Origin of the sequence: Ochrobactrum teleogrylli, from assembly GCF_006376685.1 — a bacterium.
Classification (GTDB): domain Bacteria; phylum Pseudomonadota; class Alphaproteobacteria; order Rhizobiales; family Rhizobiaceae; genus Brucella; species Brucella teleogrylli.
The window spans coordinates 24,483-44,350 of sequence record NZ_VEWL01000014.1 but is presented as its reverse complement, the minus strand read 5'-3'; the positions used below and the strand labels follow the sequence as shown (position 1 = coordinate 44,350).

Below are 19,868 nucleotides of genomic sequence, written 5' to 3'. Positions count from 1 at the left end.
CGCTTGTCTTTTAAAGCAGGCGCGACAAGGCAACTTTGCTAAGTTTCCGGGACTGTTACGGCGTGACTTTCGGGGCATTCAAACGCGATTTTGGCCCGCTGACAAAACCGGACCCTCGCAACCAGAAGCGCCAGGGCTCCTCAACTGCTCGACTGATACCGATGCGCGGACCGCAATCGACAGTGCATGGCTGTTCAGGCGCCGAAAGCAAAAACGGGGCGGCATCAAGTGCAGCCCCATCCAACTCGTCGGAAATTGCCAAAGCCTGGGCAAGCTTCGCCGGCCCCGAACAAAGCTGCTTCAGGTCCGTAATACCTCGCCGTTCCTGCATGAGCGGTATGCCCTGTCGCGGCTCGATTGCCCGCAGGAGTATGGCAGATGCATCGGCGCAGACAATGTTCATGCACCAATGCAGGCCATATATCCGATAAACATAGGCGCTGCCCGGACTTCCAAACATGGAGGCGTTTCGGCGCGTCGGACCAGAGAAACTGTGAGAGGCCGGGTCAGTTCTGCAATAGGCTTCAGTTTCGACAATCAGACCGCCGACTTCGCCGACGCGAAACGTCCAGCCAATCAGTTGCGGAGCGATCTCTACAGCGCTACGGCTCAGAAACATGCGCAGAGCATCATTATTGTTCATGAAGGCCTTTAGCGCCGGTGTTTTCAAGCCGAAAGCGGTTCCTTTGAAAACAAGCACAGTTAGGTGTCATCCGCAATGACCCCTTGGCGTGCATTGGAATTTGCTACCCCAGTGTTCGGCTGATGACGATCTGCGTACTTCTTGTGCGAGAGCCGGGCGGAAAGCTCTACAATATAGTTCTGGTCCCGCAGCCCGCTATCATAGAGAAGCAGGATGGATGACGCCAAATCCCGGCCCGAATATTCATGATCACTCTCTTCGAGGATGATCGCCGCCAATGTATAACAACTGCGCATGAAGTCGACCTCGACCTGGCTGTAAATGCGGCTTGCTTCGTGGAATAATGGCATGTCTGCCTCCATTAAAAAACCATTATGCGCCTACTTCTCAGCCGCGTATTAAAGGGTCTGCTAACGTACAGACCATATAGCTTTCCCGCGGTCTCCGTTCTTCAGGCCGCCTGTTGCCACTATCGGACTCCCCTTCTAAGTCCCATTTCTGCAAAGCTGCTCGTTTTGAAGTACATCTCAACAAAGCGGCTTTCCCGAAAGTGGCTCCTGATTGGCTGGCTTTGCCGGAATTGTCCGCTAGCGTACCAAAAATCATTTGCCGGATCAAAGTGTTATAGACTTAAAACCGTCAAAGAGGATTGGGAGCGTGACGGCGAGGCGCTCGTACTCTACCCGAAGAAAAACAAGATGTACGACAGAAATACAGTGAAAAACCGCCTGTTAAAAAGCCTTCCGCCAGACATCTACAATCAAATTCAAACTTTATTGGAGCCTGTTACCCTGGAACGTGGACAGGTACTCGTTAAAGCTGACCAACCTATCGATTATATTTACTTTCTCTGCGAAGGCATCGGATCGGTCATCACCGTGTCTGATAAAGGTCCAATGGTGGAAGCGGGCATGTTCGGTCGCGAGGGATTTTCGCCCACATCGGCGGCCGTTGGCGCAACGACCAGTATCCATGAAGTCGTCATGCAGGTCAGTGGTTCTGGCCATCGGATCGAAATCGGCTCGGCGCGGGCGGAAATCAACCGCAACAGCTTGTTCGCCAATTTGCTGGCTCGTTACATTCAGACCTTCGCCTCGCAATTATCCTACACAGTCTGGGCGAATGTGAATCTGCATATTCACGAACGTCTGGCTCGCTGGCTTTTGATGTCTCACGACCGGACCGACGGGGATGAAATCGTGCTCACCCACGATTTCATCGCGTTGATGCTCGGCGTCAGACGTCCCAGCATCACGACCGGCCTGCACGTGCTGGAAGGGAAAAAGCTGATCATATCCGAAAGAGGCCGTATTACGGTTCGTGATCGAAAGGGTTTGGAGGATTTTGCCGGTGAAGCCTACGGCAAACCGGAAGAGGAATATCGTCGTCTTTTTGGTCTGAGCGGTTAGACCGGATCGGAACGGGCGCAGTCAAAACTGCCCATCAGACGTGAATACTCTTTTTCCGGCCAGCCGTAAGCATCCCGCGCGTATTGCTCCAATCCTCGGCGGCTGCGAATGAGAACCGCTCCGCGCACGGATTTGATCAGGCCCAGCCCCTCCAATATATGGAGCGAAGTGGTCACGCTTGGTCGCCGGACCGCAAGCATGATAGACATGAATTCATGGGTCAGGGCGATTTCGCTGCCGGATATCCGATCGTCACACATCAATAACCAGCGCGCGAGGCGTTGAGGAACATCGTGAATGGCGTTGGAAGCCGCAGTGTGGGCCAGTTGAACCGAAAAGGCTTCTATTGACCGGATCATGATATTGGAGAAATTGCAGCTACTGGCCATCCAATGACGAAACCGGTCATAGGGTATTTCGTACGCTTCGCCTGCGACCTGTATGAAGACATCGTAAGAGCTTGTTTCAACACCGGCAATTGCCGAGGTCGGCACATAACCGTCAAATCCAAACAGCCCCGCCTCGGCCCGGTGACCTTCAGCGGTTGTCACCACAATGGAGCCGATGCCGGATGTCATAAAATAGACTTTTGTGATTGACCGGCCTTTTTCCGCGATAGTGACACCCCGCGGAAGATCGACATGCACGGTTTCACGGATGATCGCAGCATAATCGTCAGGCGGGAGCAAAGCCAAAAGTTTGTTCGCCATGGCGTCTTGGCTGGGAAATGACATACATGCACCTCTTCTGGGCCCCTCACCAAGAACAACAACCAGAAGAACGCTTGGTTCCGAAATAGCCGCCATCCCAACTTTGTGGAGGCGCTTTGATGAAGAAGCAGAACCCGGACCATCGAGCAGGCGGGTTCTTATTCAATGCTTACCGGCTGAACTCAAATCGCCTTCAAGCTGTGTTCTTGCCCTGTTAAGCCTGCTTTTGATGGTGCCGATGGTGCAACCCGCTTTTGTGGCGGCGTGCTCATAGCTCAATCCGTTAAAAATCACCAGTTCGATGACGTTCCGGTGAAGTGGCGATAACCTGTCATAGGCGCGTCCGACATCCTGCAGTTCCATGGCCCAGTCCTGCGACGGACCGATCGTGGGCCCGTCCCACTCCAGCATGACATCCTCGCGCCGCGCGCGCTTGATTTTGCTGCAGAAAGTGTTCTTCATAATGGTGAAGAGCCATGACTTCAGCGGCCCAAACGGCACATATTTATCCTGGTTCTTGAGCGCCTTCACCACTGTCTCCTGAACCAGATCGTCCACATCGGTGGATTGGCGGCACATTGTTCGCGCAAACTGATGGAGCGCGGGTAAAAGTTTCAGCAACTCATCTTCGAAATCGGGATTGGATGACATGGTATCTCCTCCTGCCCACCCGGTGAGATAAGGCCTCTCGAAGCTATTGGTTCCGACGCAACTGCAATTGGTACGTTACCGTACATTTTTTCGGCAGGCAGGGAACAACCCGGAGCGTGGATGGTTAGAACCAACCAATTCGAGGAGCATGACATGAATATTCTGACGATCAACGTTCGCAGCGACGAAACGCGAGTAGTCGTGGAATTTGTAGGTGAAGCGGAAGAGAAAATTACGGTTCAACTTACGTCCAGCAGTTCGTCGGAACGAAATGAACAACTCGAGCAAGCGGCAAACTGTCTGTCTCAGGCGATAAAGACGGTCGAGATCGAATTGGGACGGGCAACCACGCCCCCGCAACGAGACGATGAAAATCAGCGCCTTGAAAAAGGTTTGAAGGACAGTTTTCCGGCAAGCGATCCGGTTGCCGTGACAACGCCATCGACACCGGCCTCAGCCGATCCAAAATCCTGAGGTTTGTCTTTTCGAAACGCAGATGGGGATTTTGATGATAAGCGATCTTGTTGTCCCACCGCCCTCATTGCACCGTCTCTCATGCCTGTAGAAACGGGTCTTTTGCGGGGTAAGCTCCAGCCCGGCTCCATGCATCTTTGTATCGACATGCAGAATCTGTTTGGACCAAACTCACCATGGTTCGTTCCGTGGGTAGAACAGATTTTGCCACGGATCATCGATATCTGCACAGCCCAGCGCGACAACACCATATTTACGCGCTTTATCCCGCCAAAGCGCCCCGAGGATGCAATAGGTATCTGGGTCGATTACTATCGGAAATGGGAAGCGCTCACGCTGGCCCATATTGATCCTGCGCTAATTCAGCTTGTGGACCCGTTGAAGGATTTCGTGCCTCCCGCAGCCGTACTCGACAAGACAGTCTATTCGCCATGGACAGAAGACCATCTCCAAACCTATCTGGTCAATAAGCGCATTCATACACTCGTTATCACCGGTGCGGAAACAGACCTTTGCGTACTCGCTACTCTGCTGGGGGCCGTGGATCGTGGATATCGGGTGATTATGGTTCATGATGCAATCTGCAGCGTTTCCGACCAAACGCATGACGCGATCATGTCGCTTTGCCACCAGCGCTTCAGTGAACAACTGGAACTGGTTTCCACAGAGGAACTGATAGACGCCTGGTGTTGAGGTTGGAGGTGTAGCCTTGCCGATCAGCGGCCCCAAATCAGTATAAGCGCCACTATAATCACCAGCAGGATCACCAGCGCCACTAAGAATGGCTGCACAGTTCGCTTTCTATCCTTCTCCCACTGACGCAGGGCCGAAGCGTGACTGGAGGCATTGCTGTCGTGCTTCATACTGTCTGGTGATTGTTCATGATCGAGCCCCGGAGAGGAACTGCCGCCCGCTTCGGAATCCGTTTCGAAAGGCGCTGCAGCCGGATCAAATCCAGGCGCCTTGTCACCGGTTTGTCCCTTCTGGATAGCACCGCGTATGCGGGATCCTTCGCTCGTTTTGTGTCCGTCCTTGTCCATTTTTGATCTACCTCGGCAACCCAACCCCACCTCAGCCCAAATGTTCCCGGTGAGCCGTCAGTGTTATGTGCCCCGGCGGCGTCTCCCAACATCGCCGGGGCAGGCGCTTAGCGTTCGAACACTCCAAGTGTTGCTTCGCGCCATCCATCCGATGAGCCGTACCCTCGGATGTTCAAGCTGGCAGTGCTGGAGGACGTGCAGACACATCCGCAGCCTTGATAGCGGCAATGAAGCACTCTCTGGCTGTGTTGGGCTTGTTCTCAAGGTCGGCAAGACAGTTCTAGATGGCGCGCCAGAATTCCGCACCGCGGGCCTCATGCGGCCATTCTTCAAGAAGATATTCCGCAGCCATCGCCGCGTTCGTGACCGTGCAGTGTTTGCCCGTTCCGAACAATTCAACGTCGACAGGTTCACCCCAAGCCATGGCAGCCTCCCCAAAAGATGCCCTGCCTCGGCGGGGGCGAAAGGCAGGGCTGGTGACAGCCTGGCAAGCAATGTTCGAGCGGGACTGACACCAATTCTAGATCGGTGAGCCTAACCGCCTGCGCTAGAGTTTGTTCCCTCAAGATTTGAATTTGCCGCCATCGATTTTTGACGGCGATCCATGAATTTCTTATTGGCGAGCCGGGCGACCAGTTCGGTAATATAATTATGGTCGCGAAGACCGCTGTCATAAAGCAACAGTGTCAAAGACGCCAAATCGCGCGCCGAATATCCCCGGTCACTTTCTTCCAGCATTATAGCCGCGTGAGCATAACAACTTCTCATGAAGTCGACTTCAATTTGATTATAGATGCGGCTCGCTTCATTAAAAAATGGCATGTCTGGCTCCCGGCTTCGACATAACCAGCGAACCATATTCATTCTCATAAAGATATCATTCCCTGATCACTTAATATGTGGATCAAGAAAAGCTCATCCGTACAAAAGGATGCGGTTATTCATTATTTTTCCGCGCCGCTTTCTTTGCACCTTTAGGTAGAATTAAACCGTTATACAACTTACTATTACGTCAACTATTCAGACTTTTACAAGCTACCCGGCCGGTAAGGGCGACCGGATGGACGCCCCTACCAACTTTGGAACATCAACGCCTGCGACGATCATCATATTCGTAATCGCGGCGATCATCCCATCCCCGCCGCGACGCTTCGGAATGGCCTTCCGGATCGCCGAACCAGCCGCCATGGCCCCGACTGCTGGAACGCCGGTCATCGTCACGGCTTGCGTAACGGCGATCATCATCGCGACTGGAATAGCTGCGTCGACCGTCATCGCGGTCATCGCGTCGTTCGTCCCAGCCCCGGCGGGCGGCTTCTGCATGCCCGCGAGAGTCACCGTACCAGCCACGACCACGATCATCGTCGTCATAGCGACTGGAACGACGGTCGTCGTAATCATCATTGCGGCTGGAATAGCGGCGACGATCGTCATAATCCCTGTCGTCGCGGCGTTCGTCCCAGCCACGGCGGGCGGCTTCAGCGTGTCCTTGCGCATCACCAAACCAGCCGCCGTGGCTGCGTCCCCTGTCGTCATCGTCGTAACGACTGGACCTGCGATAATCGTCATCACGGCGGCTTTCGGCATAGTGGCGACGACCGCCGGCTCTGCTGCGGTCATCATCACTGACAAAGCGGCCCTGATCGTCACGTTCTGGCATATTACGTGGCATTTTTTCCTCCTGATTGTATGAATTTTGCGCGCAGTGGCGCATTGAGCTGCAAGAGCCCTTCTCCAGCTGCATTCCCGCAGCCGCGAGTTCCGGTTTCGATTAAGCTGTACCCTTGGCGGATGTCGCCGTGGCCGAGCGGACCTTGATGTTGTTTTGAACATCTGCCACGCCCGCACATGCTTCGGCGCAATCCTCGGCGCGGCGTTTATCCTGTCGGGTTGCGACTTGTCCCTGCAAGGTGACTTCGCCCTTCTTGACGCTGACCTCAATGTCGGAGGCATCAAGATCTGCATCTTCCATCAAGGCGTCAGAGACATCTTCCTTGATGCGCTCGTCCGTGCGGTTGTAACCCTTCGGTCCCTTTCCGCGATGCATTCCTGTGCCGCTTGAGGACTTCATCGGCTCATTGCGTGCGCCGTGACGCTCATAGCGGCTATCGCGCGCAAAAGATTCTCTTTGCGGCGAATTATATGCGAAGCGTTCCTCGTCATCGCTATAGCCGCGCGAACGATAATCGCCCGGATAGCGTTCGTCATAGTCGCGGTAGTTTCCGCCACGGCTTTCATAATCACGGTCCCGGTAGGGTTCGTTATAATAGTCGTCGCGATCTTCGTTTTGGTATCGACCTGGCATATCACGTGCTCCTTTGGTCATTGGCAAATGACAGCCAACCCAACCGCAAACGATTGCCTTTGTTCCTGCATGTTCAGATTTTTCTGAGATGCGTCCATCGCCGTTAATGAAATCGAACAAACAGCCGGTATCAGCGGCTGAACACGTCCAGCTGCGCATGATTCATGCCTTCTTCAGTCAGCCGGAGGGCAGGCTATTCAACAGGTGTGTTAGGCAAGGCGATTGATATTTCCAGCGTGTTGTCCGTCCACGCCCGATCAAGTCGGGCCGCAAGGGCTGAGACCAGCGCCTTTTCAAGTCGCGTTCCGAATCCTTCGCTTGGTTGATCGTTATGATGTTCATTGCCCGTTTCCAGCCAGTGAACGACGACAGCTTCCTGTGTTTCTTCTATGCTGACCAAAAGCTGGCCCCCTGTACCCGCCAGTGCCCCATGCTTGGCGGCGTTCGTCGCCAGTTCATGCAAAAGCAGCGACAGATTTGTCAGCGACTTGCCCGAGATTGCAGGATCAGCCCCGGAAATACGAATATTCTGCTCATCATAGGGTTCGAGAATGGTACGCACCAGAGTCTGGAGCGGCACCGAAGAAACCGTCATGTCGGCCTCTTCCCATGCCGGCATTGTCAGCTCGTGCGCCCGTGCAAGCGCGGCTAGGCGCGCCTGGACGGTCTCGCGGAGTTCGTCAACCTGCGTGGTCGATCTTGCGCTCAGCGAAACGATTCCGTTCGCCAGTGCGAAAAGGTTTTTCACACGATGCTGCATCTCGCCCATCAGGAGCAGCTGCTGCTTTTGCGCCTGCAGACGTTCTGTAATGTCGCGCGCGATCTTCGAAGCCCCAACAATCACGCCATTCGCATTGCGAATGGGTGAAATCGTCAACGAAATATCGATCAGCGTTCCGTCTTTTCGCTTCCGGATTGTTTCAAAGTGGTCGACCCGGTTGCCATTGCGTATCGCGGCCAGAATAGCCGGCTCTTCGCCCAACCGGTCGTCTGGAATGAGAATTGTCACCGGCTTGCCAATGACTTCTTCCGCCTGATAGCCGAAAAGGCGCTGTGCGCCTCTGTTCCAGCTCTTAATAATCCCGTCCAAGTTCTTGCTGATGATGGCGTCATCAGAACCGTCGACAATCGCGGCCAGCCAATCGCGAATGTCGAGTTCCGTATCGCTAAATTGCGGCCGCGGCGCAGCTGTGACGGACAACGTGAATCGACGTATACCGCCGGTCGAACCAACGAGCCGCTCATCGCCAGTTTGATCTTGATGACTTTCCATCTTATCCGCCCATTCCAAAAAGATTAATCCATATTAGTCGATCATCACGCGATATCAATTGTCTGAAATAAACCAACCGGATTCCAGGTGCAGGCGGTATCCGTCCCCTTCCACTTCCCGTTCGCGCCGCCATTCCGTTCTTGCGAGGGGTGTTCGACCCAAATTTTGCAAGCGCGGCGACACAAGGAACAAAAATGCACACGCCAGGTTAGGGAGCCAGAAACTTGTATTGGCGCCAGCTGCCGTTCGAACGACACTTGCCAAGCTGACGTCAGCTCAGCCTTACCACCTCAAGGCAGGACATCTTTTATTGGGAGACCGCGATGGCTTGGGGAGAACCCGTTGATATTCAGCTCTACGGCGTCGGTAAGTATCAGGTCGTGACGAATACGCCAATGGCGGCGGAATGCCTTTTAAACTATTGGCCGGAAGGCGCCCAGGGCGACGAATATCAGGACGCATTGCAGGCCTGCCTCGCCGATATGGAGGGGCTGCCCAATACTGCCCGGGCGTCATTTATCAAAGCCGCCGAAGCGGCGGGACTGATGGTCCGCCATAATCAAAAGCCCACGCTTAACTAAGCGGCGACGCCTTTTCCCAACTGTCTTTGCTTTTCCAACCGCTGAAGCTGCAATGAAGTGGGCCTGCCAAACCATCTGTTTGGCGGCTGTGTAACCGTATCATTACCAGATAAGCACTGTCTTAAGTATTCCCAGCCTGCATAAGCTTAAGATAAGATCGAGGGTCCCGGTGCCGTTTCAAAAGATAGGAAAACGGTCACGTCTATATTGATGGTAACCAGCAATGGGACTGCTCGCCTCGCATATCTCTCCTTTTCAGCCAGATTTGATGTGGCGCACCGCAGCCCGCACGCGCCTAAAGGGTGGTTTTCAAGGCACAGCTTATGCCGATCAGTGTGAATGTAAGCGTGGCCAATACTTCATTACGGAGGTCAGCCGACAATCCTTCTCATCGTTCGCCCGCACCAGCCAAGTTTTTGGCACCTACTATCTGATGCTCGACACACCAAGGAATAATCCATGAGCCAATCAGTTCATCCTCTTTTGCGCCTGCGAGACGGTCATCATGCGCATGTCACCTATGAAGAGCTTTTCTTCGATCTCGTTTACGTCTTCGCCGTCACTCAACTCAGCCACGCGCTGCTTCATCATCTGACCGCGTGGAGCGCGCTTGAAACGCTGGTGCTATGGTTCGCGGTCTGGCTCGGCTGGCAATATACGTGCTGGGTCACCAACTGGTTTAACCCCGAACAGCCGAAAATGCGCCTTGTACTGTTCGGCTGCATGGCGCTGGCGCTGGTCATGGCGGCCTCAATCCCGGACGCTTTTGGCGAAGGTGGCCTGATATTCGCCGGGTGCTATGTCGCAATGCAGCTTGGACGAACCGGCTTTATCGTCTGGCAATTGGGGCGGGACCACCCGCTTTCCGCTAATTATCGGCGCATGCTGGGTTGGCTCACCATTTCGGCCTGCTTCTGGATCGGCGGAGCCTTTGCGGACGGGGAAGCCCGGCTGGCGCTTTGGATCGTGGCAGCGCTTTGCGAATATGTTTCGCCCATGATCGGCTTTGCCTTGCCGGGAATGGGTCGCTCACACGTCAGCGATTGGACGATCGAAGGTGGGCACCTCGCCGAGCGTTGCCAGCTCTTTGTCATCGTGGCGCTGGGCGAAAGCCTGCTGGCGACGGGCGCCACACTTGCAGGCGCGGAAAACTGGAACGTTGCCGAACTGTCCGCCATGCTTGCCACCTTTCTCGGCACCATCGCCATGTGGTGGCTCTATTTTGGGACGTCGAGCAAGGATGCGACCGCCCGCATTACGCAGGCCCGTGATCCGGGAAAGATCGGTGCCTATTTCCACTACATCCACGCCATACTGATTTTCGGCATCATCGTGAGCGCTGTGGGCAACGATCTTGCCATGGAGCATCCCGCAGGTCATGCCAGCGTGGCGCAAATTGTCGTCATCGCAGTCGGTCCTGCTATCTACCTGATTGGCAGCGCGATCTACAAATATGTCGTTTACGGTCGCCTCCCCCTGTCCCATATCGGAGGGGTCGTTTTGTTGGCTCTCATTGCGCCTTTCGCACAGAGCGCCGATCTTCTCACGCTGGGATGGCTCACAACCGCCGTGCTTTTTGGTATCGGCTTATGGGAAAGCCGGACCAGGAGCGAAGTTTCCTTAAATGAAGGCGGCGTCCACCAATAAGGTGACGCCAGGTCTTTCTTTCACGGCGGCGCATCAGTGGATGCGCCGCAGCAATCTTTCGCGATAGGTATCGACAATCACAGCAAGTATGATCACCGCGCCAATGATGATTGGCTTGTAATTATCGCCGATGCCGAGCAATTGCAGGCCGGTCGCCAGAACTTGCAGAATACAGGCGCCCGCCAGTGTGCCGACGATCGAGCCTTTTCCCCCAAAGAGACTGGTCCCGCCGATAATGACTGCCGCAATCGCGTTCAGTTCATAGCCGATACCGGCGATCGGGCTGCCAATATTCAAGCGCAGCAAATAGACGATCGCGGCGATACCTGCGGTGACGCCCGAAATAACAAATGCAGCAATTTTATACGTGTCGGGATTATGCCCCGACAGACGGACCGCCTCATCGTTGGCCCCAACGGCGTAGATCATGCGACCGAAAACAGTAAACCGCAGGATGAACCAGCCTGCAAAAATGACCGCCACTGCCACCAGAAAGATTGAGGGCAGAAAACCGCCGATGATCAGATTACCGAAATCGACGAAGCCTTGCGGCAGTCCCGTAATGGTGGAGTTGTTGGACACCACGCGCGCTGCACCAGCGGCTATATTCAACATACCGAGCGTAACAATGAAGGAAGGAATCTTCCAAAAGGTCGACACCTTACCGTTGATGTAGCCGCAAAACCCACCAACCGTGATGCACGCCAGCACGGCAAGGGGTATCGATAATCCGGGTTCCAGACCTGATGTCATGATGAGCGCACCTATGACCGTGCAAAGCGCGAGCACCGAGCCAACGGAAAGATCAATGCCGCCGGTCAAGATGACGAAAGTCATCCCCGCCGCGAGAACCGTATTGATGGCGATCTGGACGAAAATCTTCAACGCGTTGCCGGGCGTGGCGAAATAAGGCGCAGTGAAAGAAAACACCAGCGTGATCAGTAAGAGAGCCAGAAAAACGCCAGCGTCACGCAGCAAGAAGCGTTTCAACTTCTGTTGGTCCGCTGCTGCAGATTTCTCGGGCACAGACGGCTTAGCTGTCATTGAACATGCTCCTGATAGGCAAGCGAGAGAATACGCTCCTGATCAAATTGCGACCGAGGCAGTTCTCCTACCAGCTTGCCATTGGAGAACACGATAATGCGGTGACACATGCCAATGAGTTCAGGCAAATCCGAAGAGACCATAATTATTGCTTTTTGATTTGCGGCCAGCATCCAGAGTAATTGATAGATTTCGCGTCTGGCACCGACATCGACGCCCCGCGTGGGTTCATCCAGGATCAGTGTTGAGGAACCGCGAAACAGCCATTTTGCAAGCACCACCTTTTGCTGGTTACCGCCAGACAAATTGCGCACCGATGTGCCTATGGAGGCCGTTTTGATCCGCAATTGCTCAACCAGTTCCATAACGGATTTCTTTTCTTCGCCTTTGTCCAGCAATCCGCCATGGGAGATTTTCTTCAAATCGGTGATCGTCGCATTTATGTCTACAGGCATATCCAGCATCAGCCCCTGCCCCTTACGATCTTCGGTCAGGAAACCCAGTCCATTTCTGACAGCATCTTTGGGATTACGAATATTTACCGGCTTGCCGTCCACACGGATTTGTCCCCCGCCTTTGGGATCAGCACCGAAGATCGCGCGCATGATCTCCGTGCGGCCCGATCCTACCAGACCTGCCACACCCAGAATTTCGCCCTCGCGCACCGAAAAGGAGACCGCAGGGTCTGTTGTCGATCGTGTAACGCTTTCGACCTCGAGGGCAACCGAACCTGGCACGATGGTGGAGTCGAAGCTATATTCGTCTGCAATATCCCGGCCAATCATCATGCGGACCAGATGGGGCACGCTCAGCCCCTCCAAGGCGCGCGTTTCAACCAGACGACCGTTGCGCAAAACGGTGACCCGGTCACCAATTTCAAAGACTTCATGCAGGCGGTGCGAGATATAAATGATAGTCACGCCCCTGACCTTCAGTCTCCCTATAATGGTAAAGAGCCGCTCTATTTCAGGCGGTGTCAGTGTCGCTGTCGGCTCATCGAGGACCAAAAGCTTGCTATCATAGCCGAGCGCCTTTGCAATTTCGACCAATTGCATTTGCGCGACGCCCAATTCGGAGACAAGTGTGCGGGGATCTAACGCCAGCCCAACCTCGTCCAGCAATTCAGCGGCACGCCTGTTGAGCGAAGCCCGATCCATGATGCCGCAACGTCGCGGGAGCCTTTCCAGCATCAGGTTTTCCGCTATGGAAAGGTGCGGAAGTAAATTGAGTTCCTGATGAACAATGCGAATGCCCTGAACCTGCGCATCATGCGGTGTCTTGGGCCTATAGGACTGATCATTCAAGATAATCTCGCCAGCATCGGGTTGATAGATACCCGCAAGCAGTTTGATGAGCGTTGACTTCCCAGCGCCGTTTTCACCCAGAATAATATGCGTTTCGCCGCGCAACAGTTGTAGATTGATACCCTCCAGAGCGATTACGCCCGGAAAGACTTTGCCGACCTTTTCAAGCTTCAAGATCGCGTCGGCTGACTGCATACTGTTCCTGCCTGCCGGAGTGACGGAAGGCCGCAACGGAGTGCATCCGATGCGGCCTCGCTATCTTGCGAGTTCCTAGAGGTCCTTGGCGGTAATCAGCTTGATATCCGTCTTGACCCAGCCTGAGAATTTTTCTCCCGCCAGTTCCTTAAGGCCATAATCGATGCCCATTGCCGCCATCTGCGCGCCAAACTGGTCGATTGTGGCCAGCATCTTGCCGTCCTTAATCAGCGGCTGGACAGCGGGAATATTGTCGAAACCAACGACTTTGATCTGGCCTGACTTGCCTGCTGCATCTAGCGCCTTTACAACGCCCAGCGCCATTGAGTCATTGGCTGCCATAACGCCCTGAATATCCTGATATTGTGTAAGGAAATTCGTCATGAGTGTGTTGGCTTCTTCCGTCTCCCAATGTGCGGTCTTGGAATCCAACAGTGTCAAGCCGCCTTCCGCCACAGCATCATCGAAACCCTTCTTGCGCTCCTTGGCATTGTCGGCCTCGGGATTACCTTCGAGGATAACCACCTTACCGCCCTTGCCGAGTTCCTTGGCAAGCGCCATGCCGGACAGCTTTGCGCCTTCGCGATTGTCGGGTCCGAAAAATGCCAGATCGACACCGGCCTGCTTCTTCGCCTCTTCATCAAGCGCCACGTCGATATTGATGACCTTGATGCCAGCTTCCAGCGCCTTCTTCACCGGTGTGACCATAGCCTTGGAATCGGCCGGCGCCAGAACGATCACATTGAACTGCTGCGTGATGAAGTTTTCAACCGCGTCAACCTGGGCGGCGAAATCACGTTCGTCTTTCATGCCAACAGCGGCAAAGGTAAATTTGTCTGTATTCTTGGCCGCATAATCTTCAGCACCGGCTTGCATTTGCTTGAAAAACTCGTTTGCAAGCGACTTCATGACAAGCCCGATTTTGGGTTTGTCCGCTGCAAAAGACGGTAAGGACGGCAAAAGCAGAGCGCCTGCTCCAGCCGCGCTGGTCGTTAGAAACTGGCGTCGCGAAATTGAACCTAGACCCAGCCCATTAATTATTGAACCTTTAGTCATGAATTCCTCCCCTCGCTTCAGCATTAAGCTTGAGCGTGAATTCAAGGTAGAGCCGGAAATGGAAAACTGTCAAGACTACAGAAAGTGGGAGATTATAAGTAACTCGCCAGGGCGAATACATTCGATAAAATTGAATGGCAGATAGTCTTTTCCCAGTTTCTTGGGTCTAACCCGACACACCATCTGTCTCTAACAAGCAACTTCCACCCACCGCAAAACTCGCCCGAAGGCTTCGCAAAGTTGATTGCTCTTCCCCGGTGCAACAATTCCTCGACTTGCTCCACTGAAGGTTTGTGCGAACCGCTCGGCCGTTTTTTATCGACTTGTCTAAGTTGCTCTAACCAAGTGCTCGCTTGATCTTTTCAGGTGTGATCGGAAGTTCATAGAACCGCTTGCCCGTGGCATGCGCTATGGCGTTTCCAATGGCCGGAATGATCGGGATCGTCACGACCTCGGCAATGCCCTTTGGCGGCGAAGTGTCGGAAAGCGGCGTCAGATAGTCCGCGCTCTGTTTCCATACGGCGACGTCTTTCGACCTCGGCAATGTATAGCGATTGAAATTCCATGTTCCGTCGCCCGGACCATCATCGTAAAGCGGCAGCTCCTCCATAAGCGCGTGGCCAATGCCCATGGCGAGGCCACCCTGCTGCTGGCCCGAAACCAGTTCGGGCACGATGATCTTGCCGGGATCGAGAATGCTGTGATGCTGCATGATCTCAACCGCACCCGTAAAGGTGTTGACGTTGAGTTCCACAATGCAGGACGCTGGCGCATAGGTCGTCACGCCCGCATTGACGCGCTGCACCGGCGGGAAATTGACCTTGCTGCGTTTGATATATTCATAACCACCCGTGGTCATCCGCCGTTTCGCCTCTGCGGGAGCGCCATCACCATAGCGCACCGCCAAAGCGTCGATGGGAAGCTCGCGCATGCCTGCGCCGGGTATGGTGAACTGGGCGGTCGCCCATTCCCAGCGACTGAAACAATGAAGCGCCACCCCTGTGATCAAGCCTAGTTCGTGCGCCTTGCGGGCGATGCGTTCAAAGGAAAGCGTTTCCATACTGCCACCGCCAACGCCGCCCGGGACGATACGGATATCGGCGAAAGTGACGTCACCAGCCGATATTTGTCCGTCGGCTGGCCCTTCGCTCCAGATGGCCCGCGCAGCAGGCCAGATGGTGTTTTCCAGCAGGAACTGCGCGGCCTGCCGGGTGCCGAAGCTTAGAAAATACGCGCTGTTGGAGGCGCTCATCGCTGGCAAAGTGGCAGGCACCCAGAAAGGGTTCTTCTCGGCCTCGTCCTGCTGCGCCTGCGTCATGGTATAGGGCGAACCGGTGCTGGTAATCGGAAGCTGCGGAAAATCCGTCACGCCGAATTCCACGTCATCCGGCACTTTGCCGATGATGTCGCGCACCAGAACCTGTTGCGCCGTTGTCGCTCCGGTGCCAATTTCCTGCACGCAATGCCGCATGGTCAGCCGCCCCTGTGCATCGAATTCCAGCGCAAGCGCGGAGGTGTCCGCCCCCGTGCCGTAATCCTTCTGCACCTGCGCGAAGCCGATGCCGTAAAGGCGGCCCGGATGCGCCGCGTCATAATCCTTCTTGGCCTGGTTGCGATTGGTCCACAGCGGATTGCTGGCCGCCTTGTCGAGCATTTCGATATTGCGCGGATCGCCAAGCGGCTGAGCGCCTTGCGTGTTCAGGTAACCCGCCTTGGTGGCGTTGCGGCGACGAAGCTCAATGGCGTCGATGGCAAGTTCATTTGCCAGTTCATCGACCATAAGTTCGGTCACCGACATGACCTGAAGCGCGCCATAGCCGCGCATGGAACCGGCCTCCACGGCCTGGCTCGCCAGCGCGACCGAACTGAAATCCGATTTCGGCAGATAATAGATCGATTGCGCCGCCGTTGCAGCGACTTGCGCGACGGAGAAGGAATAGTTGGCCCGACCGCCGCCATTGGCGACATAGTGCCCTTTCATGATTTCGAACTGGCCCGTCTTGCGGTCGGCGACAAGCGAGACATCCATATGGAACGAATGTCGTTTGAGGCCCATCTGGAACTGCTCATAGCGATCATTGGCAAGACGCACGGCTTTGCCACCGCCATAAAACGCCGCCATCACGCAATAAAGCGGGAAAATCGAATGGTCCTTCGAGCCATAGCCAACCGTCGTGCCGGATTGGAGCTTGATCTCATCGACCGGAAAGGTCTTGTTGCCCTTGACGATCATGGCTGCGAAGCGCGCCGCGTCGTAGGGCGATTGCACGGCTGCGATGATATGCAACGTCCGCGTTTTCGCATCGTACCATGCATTGCCATTGTCAGCTTCCAGCGCCGAAGGATCGATCGACTGGGAAAACGCCTTGCGGTCAAGCACGATCTTGTCCGGGTTCTGCCGGGCTGCGTCAATCTCTGCGCCAAGTTGATGCGCCGCATTCATGCCCCGGCGCATGGGCTCGTAAGTCTCGCGCGCCACCTGTTCAGGATCGCGCGCGCCTCCGCCCCGGTGCCTGGTCTGCACGGAGCGCGGAACGAACAGGCCCGTTTTGCTTTCATCCGGCCAGACGACTTCGTTGCCATCGAAATTGCCGTAGATCGTTGCATCCTGAAAGGATGAATAGACCGAAGGCGATGTCGGGGTTTCCCCGCCAATGCGCACATAACGCGCCGCGCCGTAATTCTTCGGCGGCTTGAAGCCGGTCTCAGCGCCATAGCGGACGACATCCGCTTCAAAGCGCAGCAGACGCTTCGCCAGTTCAAACCGCTCGAAATCGTCGTAAACAAGCAGCGCCACCGGATGGCCAAGCAAAGGCGGTGTTTCGCCCTTCGGAACGAGGAAATTCTTGCCGAAAAACTCTTCAGCCAGATCAGACACTTGCGGAATGCGGATACCGTCCCGCTCCAGATCCTCATGCATCACCAGACGGTCAGGCTGGAGTTCTTTTCCCAGCAACGACAGGTCTAGCCCCTCAAAGGTGCGGTCTGCTTTTGTCGCCTTTATGAAGAAAGCGTGCCCCTGATCCTTCGTCCAGCCGGGAATATCCCGGGCGCGATAATCGCGGGCAAAGGTTTTCCCGCCGGTCACTTTTCGCATGGCGTCCCAGCGATGGCGCGCCTTGCCGTCAGCGTCCAGCCAGTCCGCAGTCGACGGCCCCGATTGCACCTCCAGCGCTTGAGCAGCCGGAAGACGCGCGAAGAGAACGGATATGCCCGCGAACGTACCCAATTTGATGAAATCACGGCGTGACAGTCCGGCAGCCATATATCTATCTCCTTAATTGACCGTGCAGGGATGTCGTCCAAGATGCGGTCAAATCAGTTCTACGAATTATCGGACAGAGCGCTGGAACGCTTTAACCTGCCCGGCGGTAACAGGATGGCCGCCCCGCCCGCCCCACTGCGCCCGCATCCAGCTGACGAGCGCGGCGATCTCGCCCTCGTCCATCGTGTCGGCGAAGGCCGGCATGGCGTACATGCGCTGCTGGTTGGTGAATGCCTGAGTGGCAATACCGTTCAAAACGGCACTGATCAGCGCGTTCGGTTTATCCAGCGCCACAATACCGTTGCCTTTCATGGCAGGCGCGACATTGGGTATGCCTTCGCCGTTCAAACCGTGGCAGCCCGAACAGGCCGAAATATAGGACATACGCCCCTTGTCCATATCGGCATCCGGCGGCAACGTAACGGCCTGCGGCAAGGCTTCGGGCGCGGGTTTTGGCGGCGGAATATTGCCGTCACTGTCCGTCAGCAGATAGGTGGCGATAGCGCGAATATCGTCGTCGGACATGACATTGGTGGAGAAATGGGTCACCGTATTCATATCGGCGAACGATGTTCCCTGCGGAGCAATGCCCGTTTTCAGATATTGGCTCAAGGCACGCAGATCGAAGCCCTGTCGTGCCAGGCTGGGCTGCGTAATATCGGGCGCGACCATGCCCTCCAAGATGCCCCCTTGCAGATTGCGCGCAAAGTCGGGCGCCATCATGAGATTGAGCGGCGTGTGGCATCCACCACAATGAGCCAGCCCTTCAACCAGATAAGCCCCTCTGTTCCAATCGGCAGAGCGCTGGTCGTTATGCGGCGCTTCGCGTTTTGGGAAATTCAGAAGCGCCCAGAAATTCACAAAAGGACGAACCGGAAGCCGAAAAATGGCGCTGTTGGGTCTGTTGGCGACAGCCACAGGCGGTATCGTCATCAGATAGGCGTAGAGCGCATCGATATCATCCGGCGTCGTTACCTGCGTAAACAGGTAGGGCATAGCCGGATAAAGATTGCGATGACCGGGCGCGATGCCATATTTCATCACGCGATGAAAATCGGCCCGGCTGTATCTTCCAATGCCGTAAGTCGGATCTGGCGTGATGTTGGTCGAATGCAGAGTGCCAAACGGGGTGGCGATAGCAACGCCTCCCGCTGCCATCGGACCTTCGGGCAGGGAATGGCAACCGAAACAATCGGCAGCGCGCGCCAGTTCCTGTCCCCGGGGGACAAGCGCATGCATCTGTTCGACTGACAGCGGTGTTTTTACATCCGGGCTGACGGTTGAGGTCCGGAACAGACCCAGCAGAACCGACAATCCGCCCGCGATCACAACAAGCGTGACGGCCAAAGCAATGTGATAAAGACGCTTATGTTTCATGCCCCCGCTCCGCCCTATCAACCGATGACGCAGCCGGGGGTCGCGAGAGCAACATCCCGGATCGCCTCGTAATAACGGACATAGCCGGTGCAGCGGCAGATATGCACATCGAGCGCATCCTCAATCGCCGCTTCCAGCTCAGCACGCTTTACAGGCTGCCGTTTCAGCTGTTCGATAAAAACGGTCGCGCCTGCAACGAAGCCCGGCGTGCAATAGCCGCACTGAAAGGAAAAATGATCGATGAAAGCCTGCTGCACCGGTGTCAGGCTGAGAATACTACCGTCACTGTCGCGCTGCGCGTGGCCCTCAATGGTGAGGATCGATTTGCCGGCAAAAAAATGTGCATCATAGATGCATGTGCGGCTTTCAGCCTTGGTGCCGTCAGGCTTGACCTCGATAACTGTACAGGCATGGCAGATGCCCTGACCGCAGCCAAAATGCGTGCCCGTCAGGTCGAGATATTCGTGCAGAAAGTCGATCATCGGCATCCCGAGCGGAACGTCAACGGGTCCGACTGTGGCGCCATTAATCGTCAGGGTCAGCGGTCGCTTTTCCATATTCTATCCCGAAACCTGTTATTGATCAGCCGCTCGAACATATCGCCACAATATAATTTTTACCCATATCTTACATGTAGCTAATTTAACTAAATGTAATATTATTCAATTAAATAATAATCATTCTCCCATTAACGGACTATGAAACTAAATCCGACCGAATATCAATTCAATAGATAAATAATAATTGGTTGTTCCCATTCAGCACGAGCTACCGCTGAATTAACCTTTACGGATATGCGTCCTGTTTCCGACAACGCCGGACGGCAGCGTCAGAAACGCAAGGCGGCCAATTCCAAGTAATCATCTAAAAAATTGTTATAAAAGCACTTTCCAG

The 19,868-nt window shown here is 55.0% G+C and carries 22 protein-coding genes; 6 read left to right on the top strand and 16 right to left on the bottom strand.

Features of this window, described 5'->3' with window-relative positions; genetic code table 11:
- Positions 1–55: 55 nt before the first annotated feature.
- Together FIC94_RS18605 and FIC94_RS18600 are read right to left on the bottom strand one after the other, a co-directional pair.
- Positions 56–643, bottom strand: coding sequence for a DNA-3-methyladenine glycosylase (locus FIC94_RS18605; protein ID WP_140025982.1), 588 nt, complete (start codon positions 641–643; stop codon positions 56–58).
- Positions 644–702: 59 nt separating this feature from the next.
- Positions 703–993, bottom strand: a complete 291-nt coding sequence (locus FIC94_RS18600; RefSeq protein ID WP_109366384.1) for a hypothetical protein — start codon at positions 991–993, stop codon at positions 703–705.
- Between the two features lie 348 nt (positions 994–1,341).
- Between FIC94_RS18600 and FIC94_RS18595 the strand changes: the two genes are divergently transcribed.
- The gene (locus FIC94_RS18595) at positions 1,342–2,052 is read left to right on the top strand and encodes a Crp/Fnr family transcriptional regulator (protein ID WP_109365601.1); all 711 of its coding nucleotides are present in this window, start codon (positions 1,342–1,344) and stop codon (positions 2,050–2,052) included.
- Here FIC94_RS18595 and FIC94_RS18590 read toward each other — a convergent pair.
- Positions 2,049–2,786, bottom strand: coding sequence for a Crp/Fnr family transcriptional regulator (locus tag FIC94_RS18590; protein ID WP_140026044.1), 738 nt, complete (start codon positions 2,784–2,786; stop codon positions 2,049–2,051). The genes FIC94_RS18595 and FIC94_RS18590 overlap by 4 nt on opposite strands.
- Before the next feature lie 138 nt (positions 2,787–2,924).
- A complete protein-coding gene (locus tag FIC94_RS18585) occupies positions 2,925–3,413 on the bottom strand; it encodes a sigma-70 family RNA polymerase sigma factor (protein ID WP_140025981.1) in 489 nt (162 codons plus the stop codon).
- A 153-nt stretch (positions 3,414–3,566) separates the two neighbouring features.
- Here FIC94_RS18585 and FIC94_RS18580 point away from each other — a divergent pair, with 153 nt between their 5' ends.
- Both FIC94_RS18580 and FIC94_RS18575 read left to right on the top strand, forming a co-directional pair.
- Positions 3,567–3,887, top strand: a complete 321-nt coding sequence (locus FIC94_RS18580; RefSeq protein ID WP_140025980.1) for a hypothetical protein — start codon at positions 3,567–3,569, stop codon at positions 3,885–3,887.
- A gap of 81 nt (positions 3,888–3,968) precedes the next feature.
- Entirely contained in the window at positions 3,969–4,580 is a 612-nt protein-coding gene (locus FIC94_RS18575; protein WP_140025979.1) for a cysteine hydrolase family protein, read from the top strand.
- Between the two features lie 23 nt (positions 4,581–4,603).
- Here FIC94_RS18575 and FIC94_RS18570 read toward each other — a convergent pair whose 3' ends face one another.
- The 6 genes from FIC94_RS18570 to FIC94_RS18545 form a co-directional block, all read right to left on the bottom strand.
- The gene (locus FIC94_RS18570) at positions 4,604–4,927 is read right to left on the bottom strand and encodes a hypothetical protein (protein WP_140025978.1); all 324 of its coding nucleotides are present in this window, start codon (positions 4,925–4,927) and stop codon (positions 4,604–4,606) included.
- Between the two features lie 280 nt (positions 4,928–5,207).
- Complete coding sequence (locus tag FIC94_RS22725) at positions 5,208–5,351, bottom strand: DUF982 domain-containing protein (protein ID WP_235892066.1); 144 nt, start codon at positions 5,349–5,351, stop codon at positions 5,208–5,210.
- Between the two features lie 110 nt (positions 5,352–5,461).
- Positions 5,462–5,749, bottom strand: a complete 288-nt coding sequence (locus tag FIC94_RS18560) for a hypothetical protein (RefSeq protein ID WP_140025977.1) — start codon at positions 5,747–5,749, stop codon at positions 5,462–5,464.
- A 265-nt stretch (positions 5,750–6,014) separates the two neighbouring features.
- On the bottom strand, positions 6,015–6,599 hold the full coding sequence (locus FIC94_RS22505; protein ID WP_180918057.1) for a hypothetical protein: 585 nt from the start codon (positions 6,597–6,599) through the stop codon (positions 6,015–6,017).
- 99 nt (positions 6,600–6,698) lie between these two features.
- Positions 6,699–7,232, bottom strand: a complete 534-nt coding sequence (locus FIC94_RS22915; protein WP_210237308.1) for a BON domain-containing protein — start codon at positions 7,230–7,232, stop codon at positions 6,699–6,701.
- Between the two features lie 193 nt (positions 7,233–7,425).
- Complete coding sequence (locus FIC94_RS18545) at positions 7,426–8,505, bottom strand: PAS domain S-box protein (RefSeq protein ID WP_140025975.1); 1,080 nt, start codon at positions 8,503–8,505, stop codon at positions 7,426–7,428.
- A 323-nt stretch (positions 8,506–8,828) separates the two neighbouring features.
- Here FIC94_RS18545 and FIC94_RS18540 point away from each other — a divergent pair, with 323 nt between their 5' ends.
- From FIC94_RS18540 to FIC94_RS18530, 3 genes are all read left to right on the top strand, one after another.
- Positions 8,829–9,086 (top strand): DUF982 domain-containing protein, encoded by a 258-nt coding sequence (locus FIC94_RS18540; protein ID WP_140025974.1) that lies wholly within the window; start codon positions 8,829–8,831, stop codon positions 9,084–9,086.
- Positions 9,087–9,309: 223 nt separating this feature from the next.
- Complete coding sequence (locus FIC94_RS18535) at positions 9,310–9,549, top strand: hypothetical protein (RefSeq protein ID WP_140025973.1); 240 nt, start codon at positions 9,310–9,312, stop codon at positions 9,547–9,549.
- Positions 9,546–10,733 carry a low temperature requirement protein A gene (locus FIC94_RS18530; protein WP_140025972.1) on the top strand — a complete coding sequence of 396 codons (1,188 nt, stop codon included), beginning with the start codon at positions 9,546–9,548 and terminating at the stop codon, positions 10,731–10,733. Before FIC94_RS18535 ends, FIC94_RS18530 begins: the two co-directional genes overlap by 4 nt.
- A gap of 33 nt (positions 10,734–10,766) precedes the next feature.
- Here FIC94_RS18530 and FIC94_RS18525 read toward each other — a convergent pair whose 3' ends face one another.
- The 6 genes from FIC94_RS18525 to FIC94_RS18500 all read right to left on the bottom strand — a co-directional run bounded on the left by FIC94_RS18525 (position 10,767) and on the right by FIC94_RS18500 (position 19,531).
- Entirely contained in the window at positions 10,767–11,777 is a 1,011-nt protein-coding gene (locus FIC94_RS18525) for an ABC transporter permease (protein ID WP_140025971.1), read from the bottom strand.
- Positions 11,774–13,276, bottom strand: a complete 1,503-nt coding sequence (locus FIC94_RS18520) for a sugar ABC transporter ATP-binding protein (RefSeq protein ID WP_140025970.1) — start codon at positions 13,274–13,276, stop codon at positions 11,774–11,776. Before FIC94_RS18520 ends, FIC94_RS18525 begins: the two co-directional genes overlap by 4 nt.
- 75 nt (positions 13,277–13,351) lie before the next feature.
- Entirely contained in the window at positions 13,352–14,332 is a 981-nt protein-coding gene (locus FIC94_RS18515) for a sugar ABC transporter substrate-binding protein (RefSeq protein WP_109365588.1), read from the bottom strand.
- Between the two features lie 337 nt (positions 14,333–14,669).
- Positions 14,670–17,597: a xanthine dehydrogenase family protein molybdopterin-binding subunit gene (locus tag FIC94_RS18510; protein WP_140025969.1), complete on the bottom strand. Its 2,928-nt coding sequence runs from the start codon at positions 17,595–17,597 to the stop codon at positions 14,670–14,672.
- A gap of 66 nt (positions 17,598–17,663) precedes the next feature.
- On the bottom strand, positions 17,664–18,974 hold the full coding sequence (locus FIC94_RS18505) for a cytochrome c (protein WP_140025968.1): 1,311 nt from the start codon (positions 18,972–18,974) through the stop codon (positions 17,664–17,666).
- Positions 18,975–18,991: 17 nt separating this feature from the next.
- Positions 18,992–19,531 carry a (2Fe-2S)-binding protein gene (locus tag FIC94_RS18500; RefSeq protein ID WP_140025967.1) on the bottom strand — a complete coding sequence of 180 codons (540 nt, stop codon included), beginning with the start codon at positions 19,529–19,531 and terminating at the stop codon, positions 18,992–18,994.
- Positions 19,532–19,868: the final 337 nt, after the last annotated feature.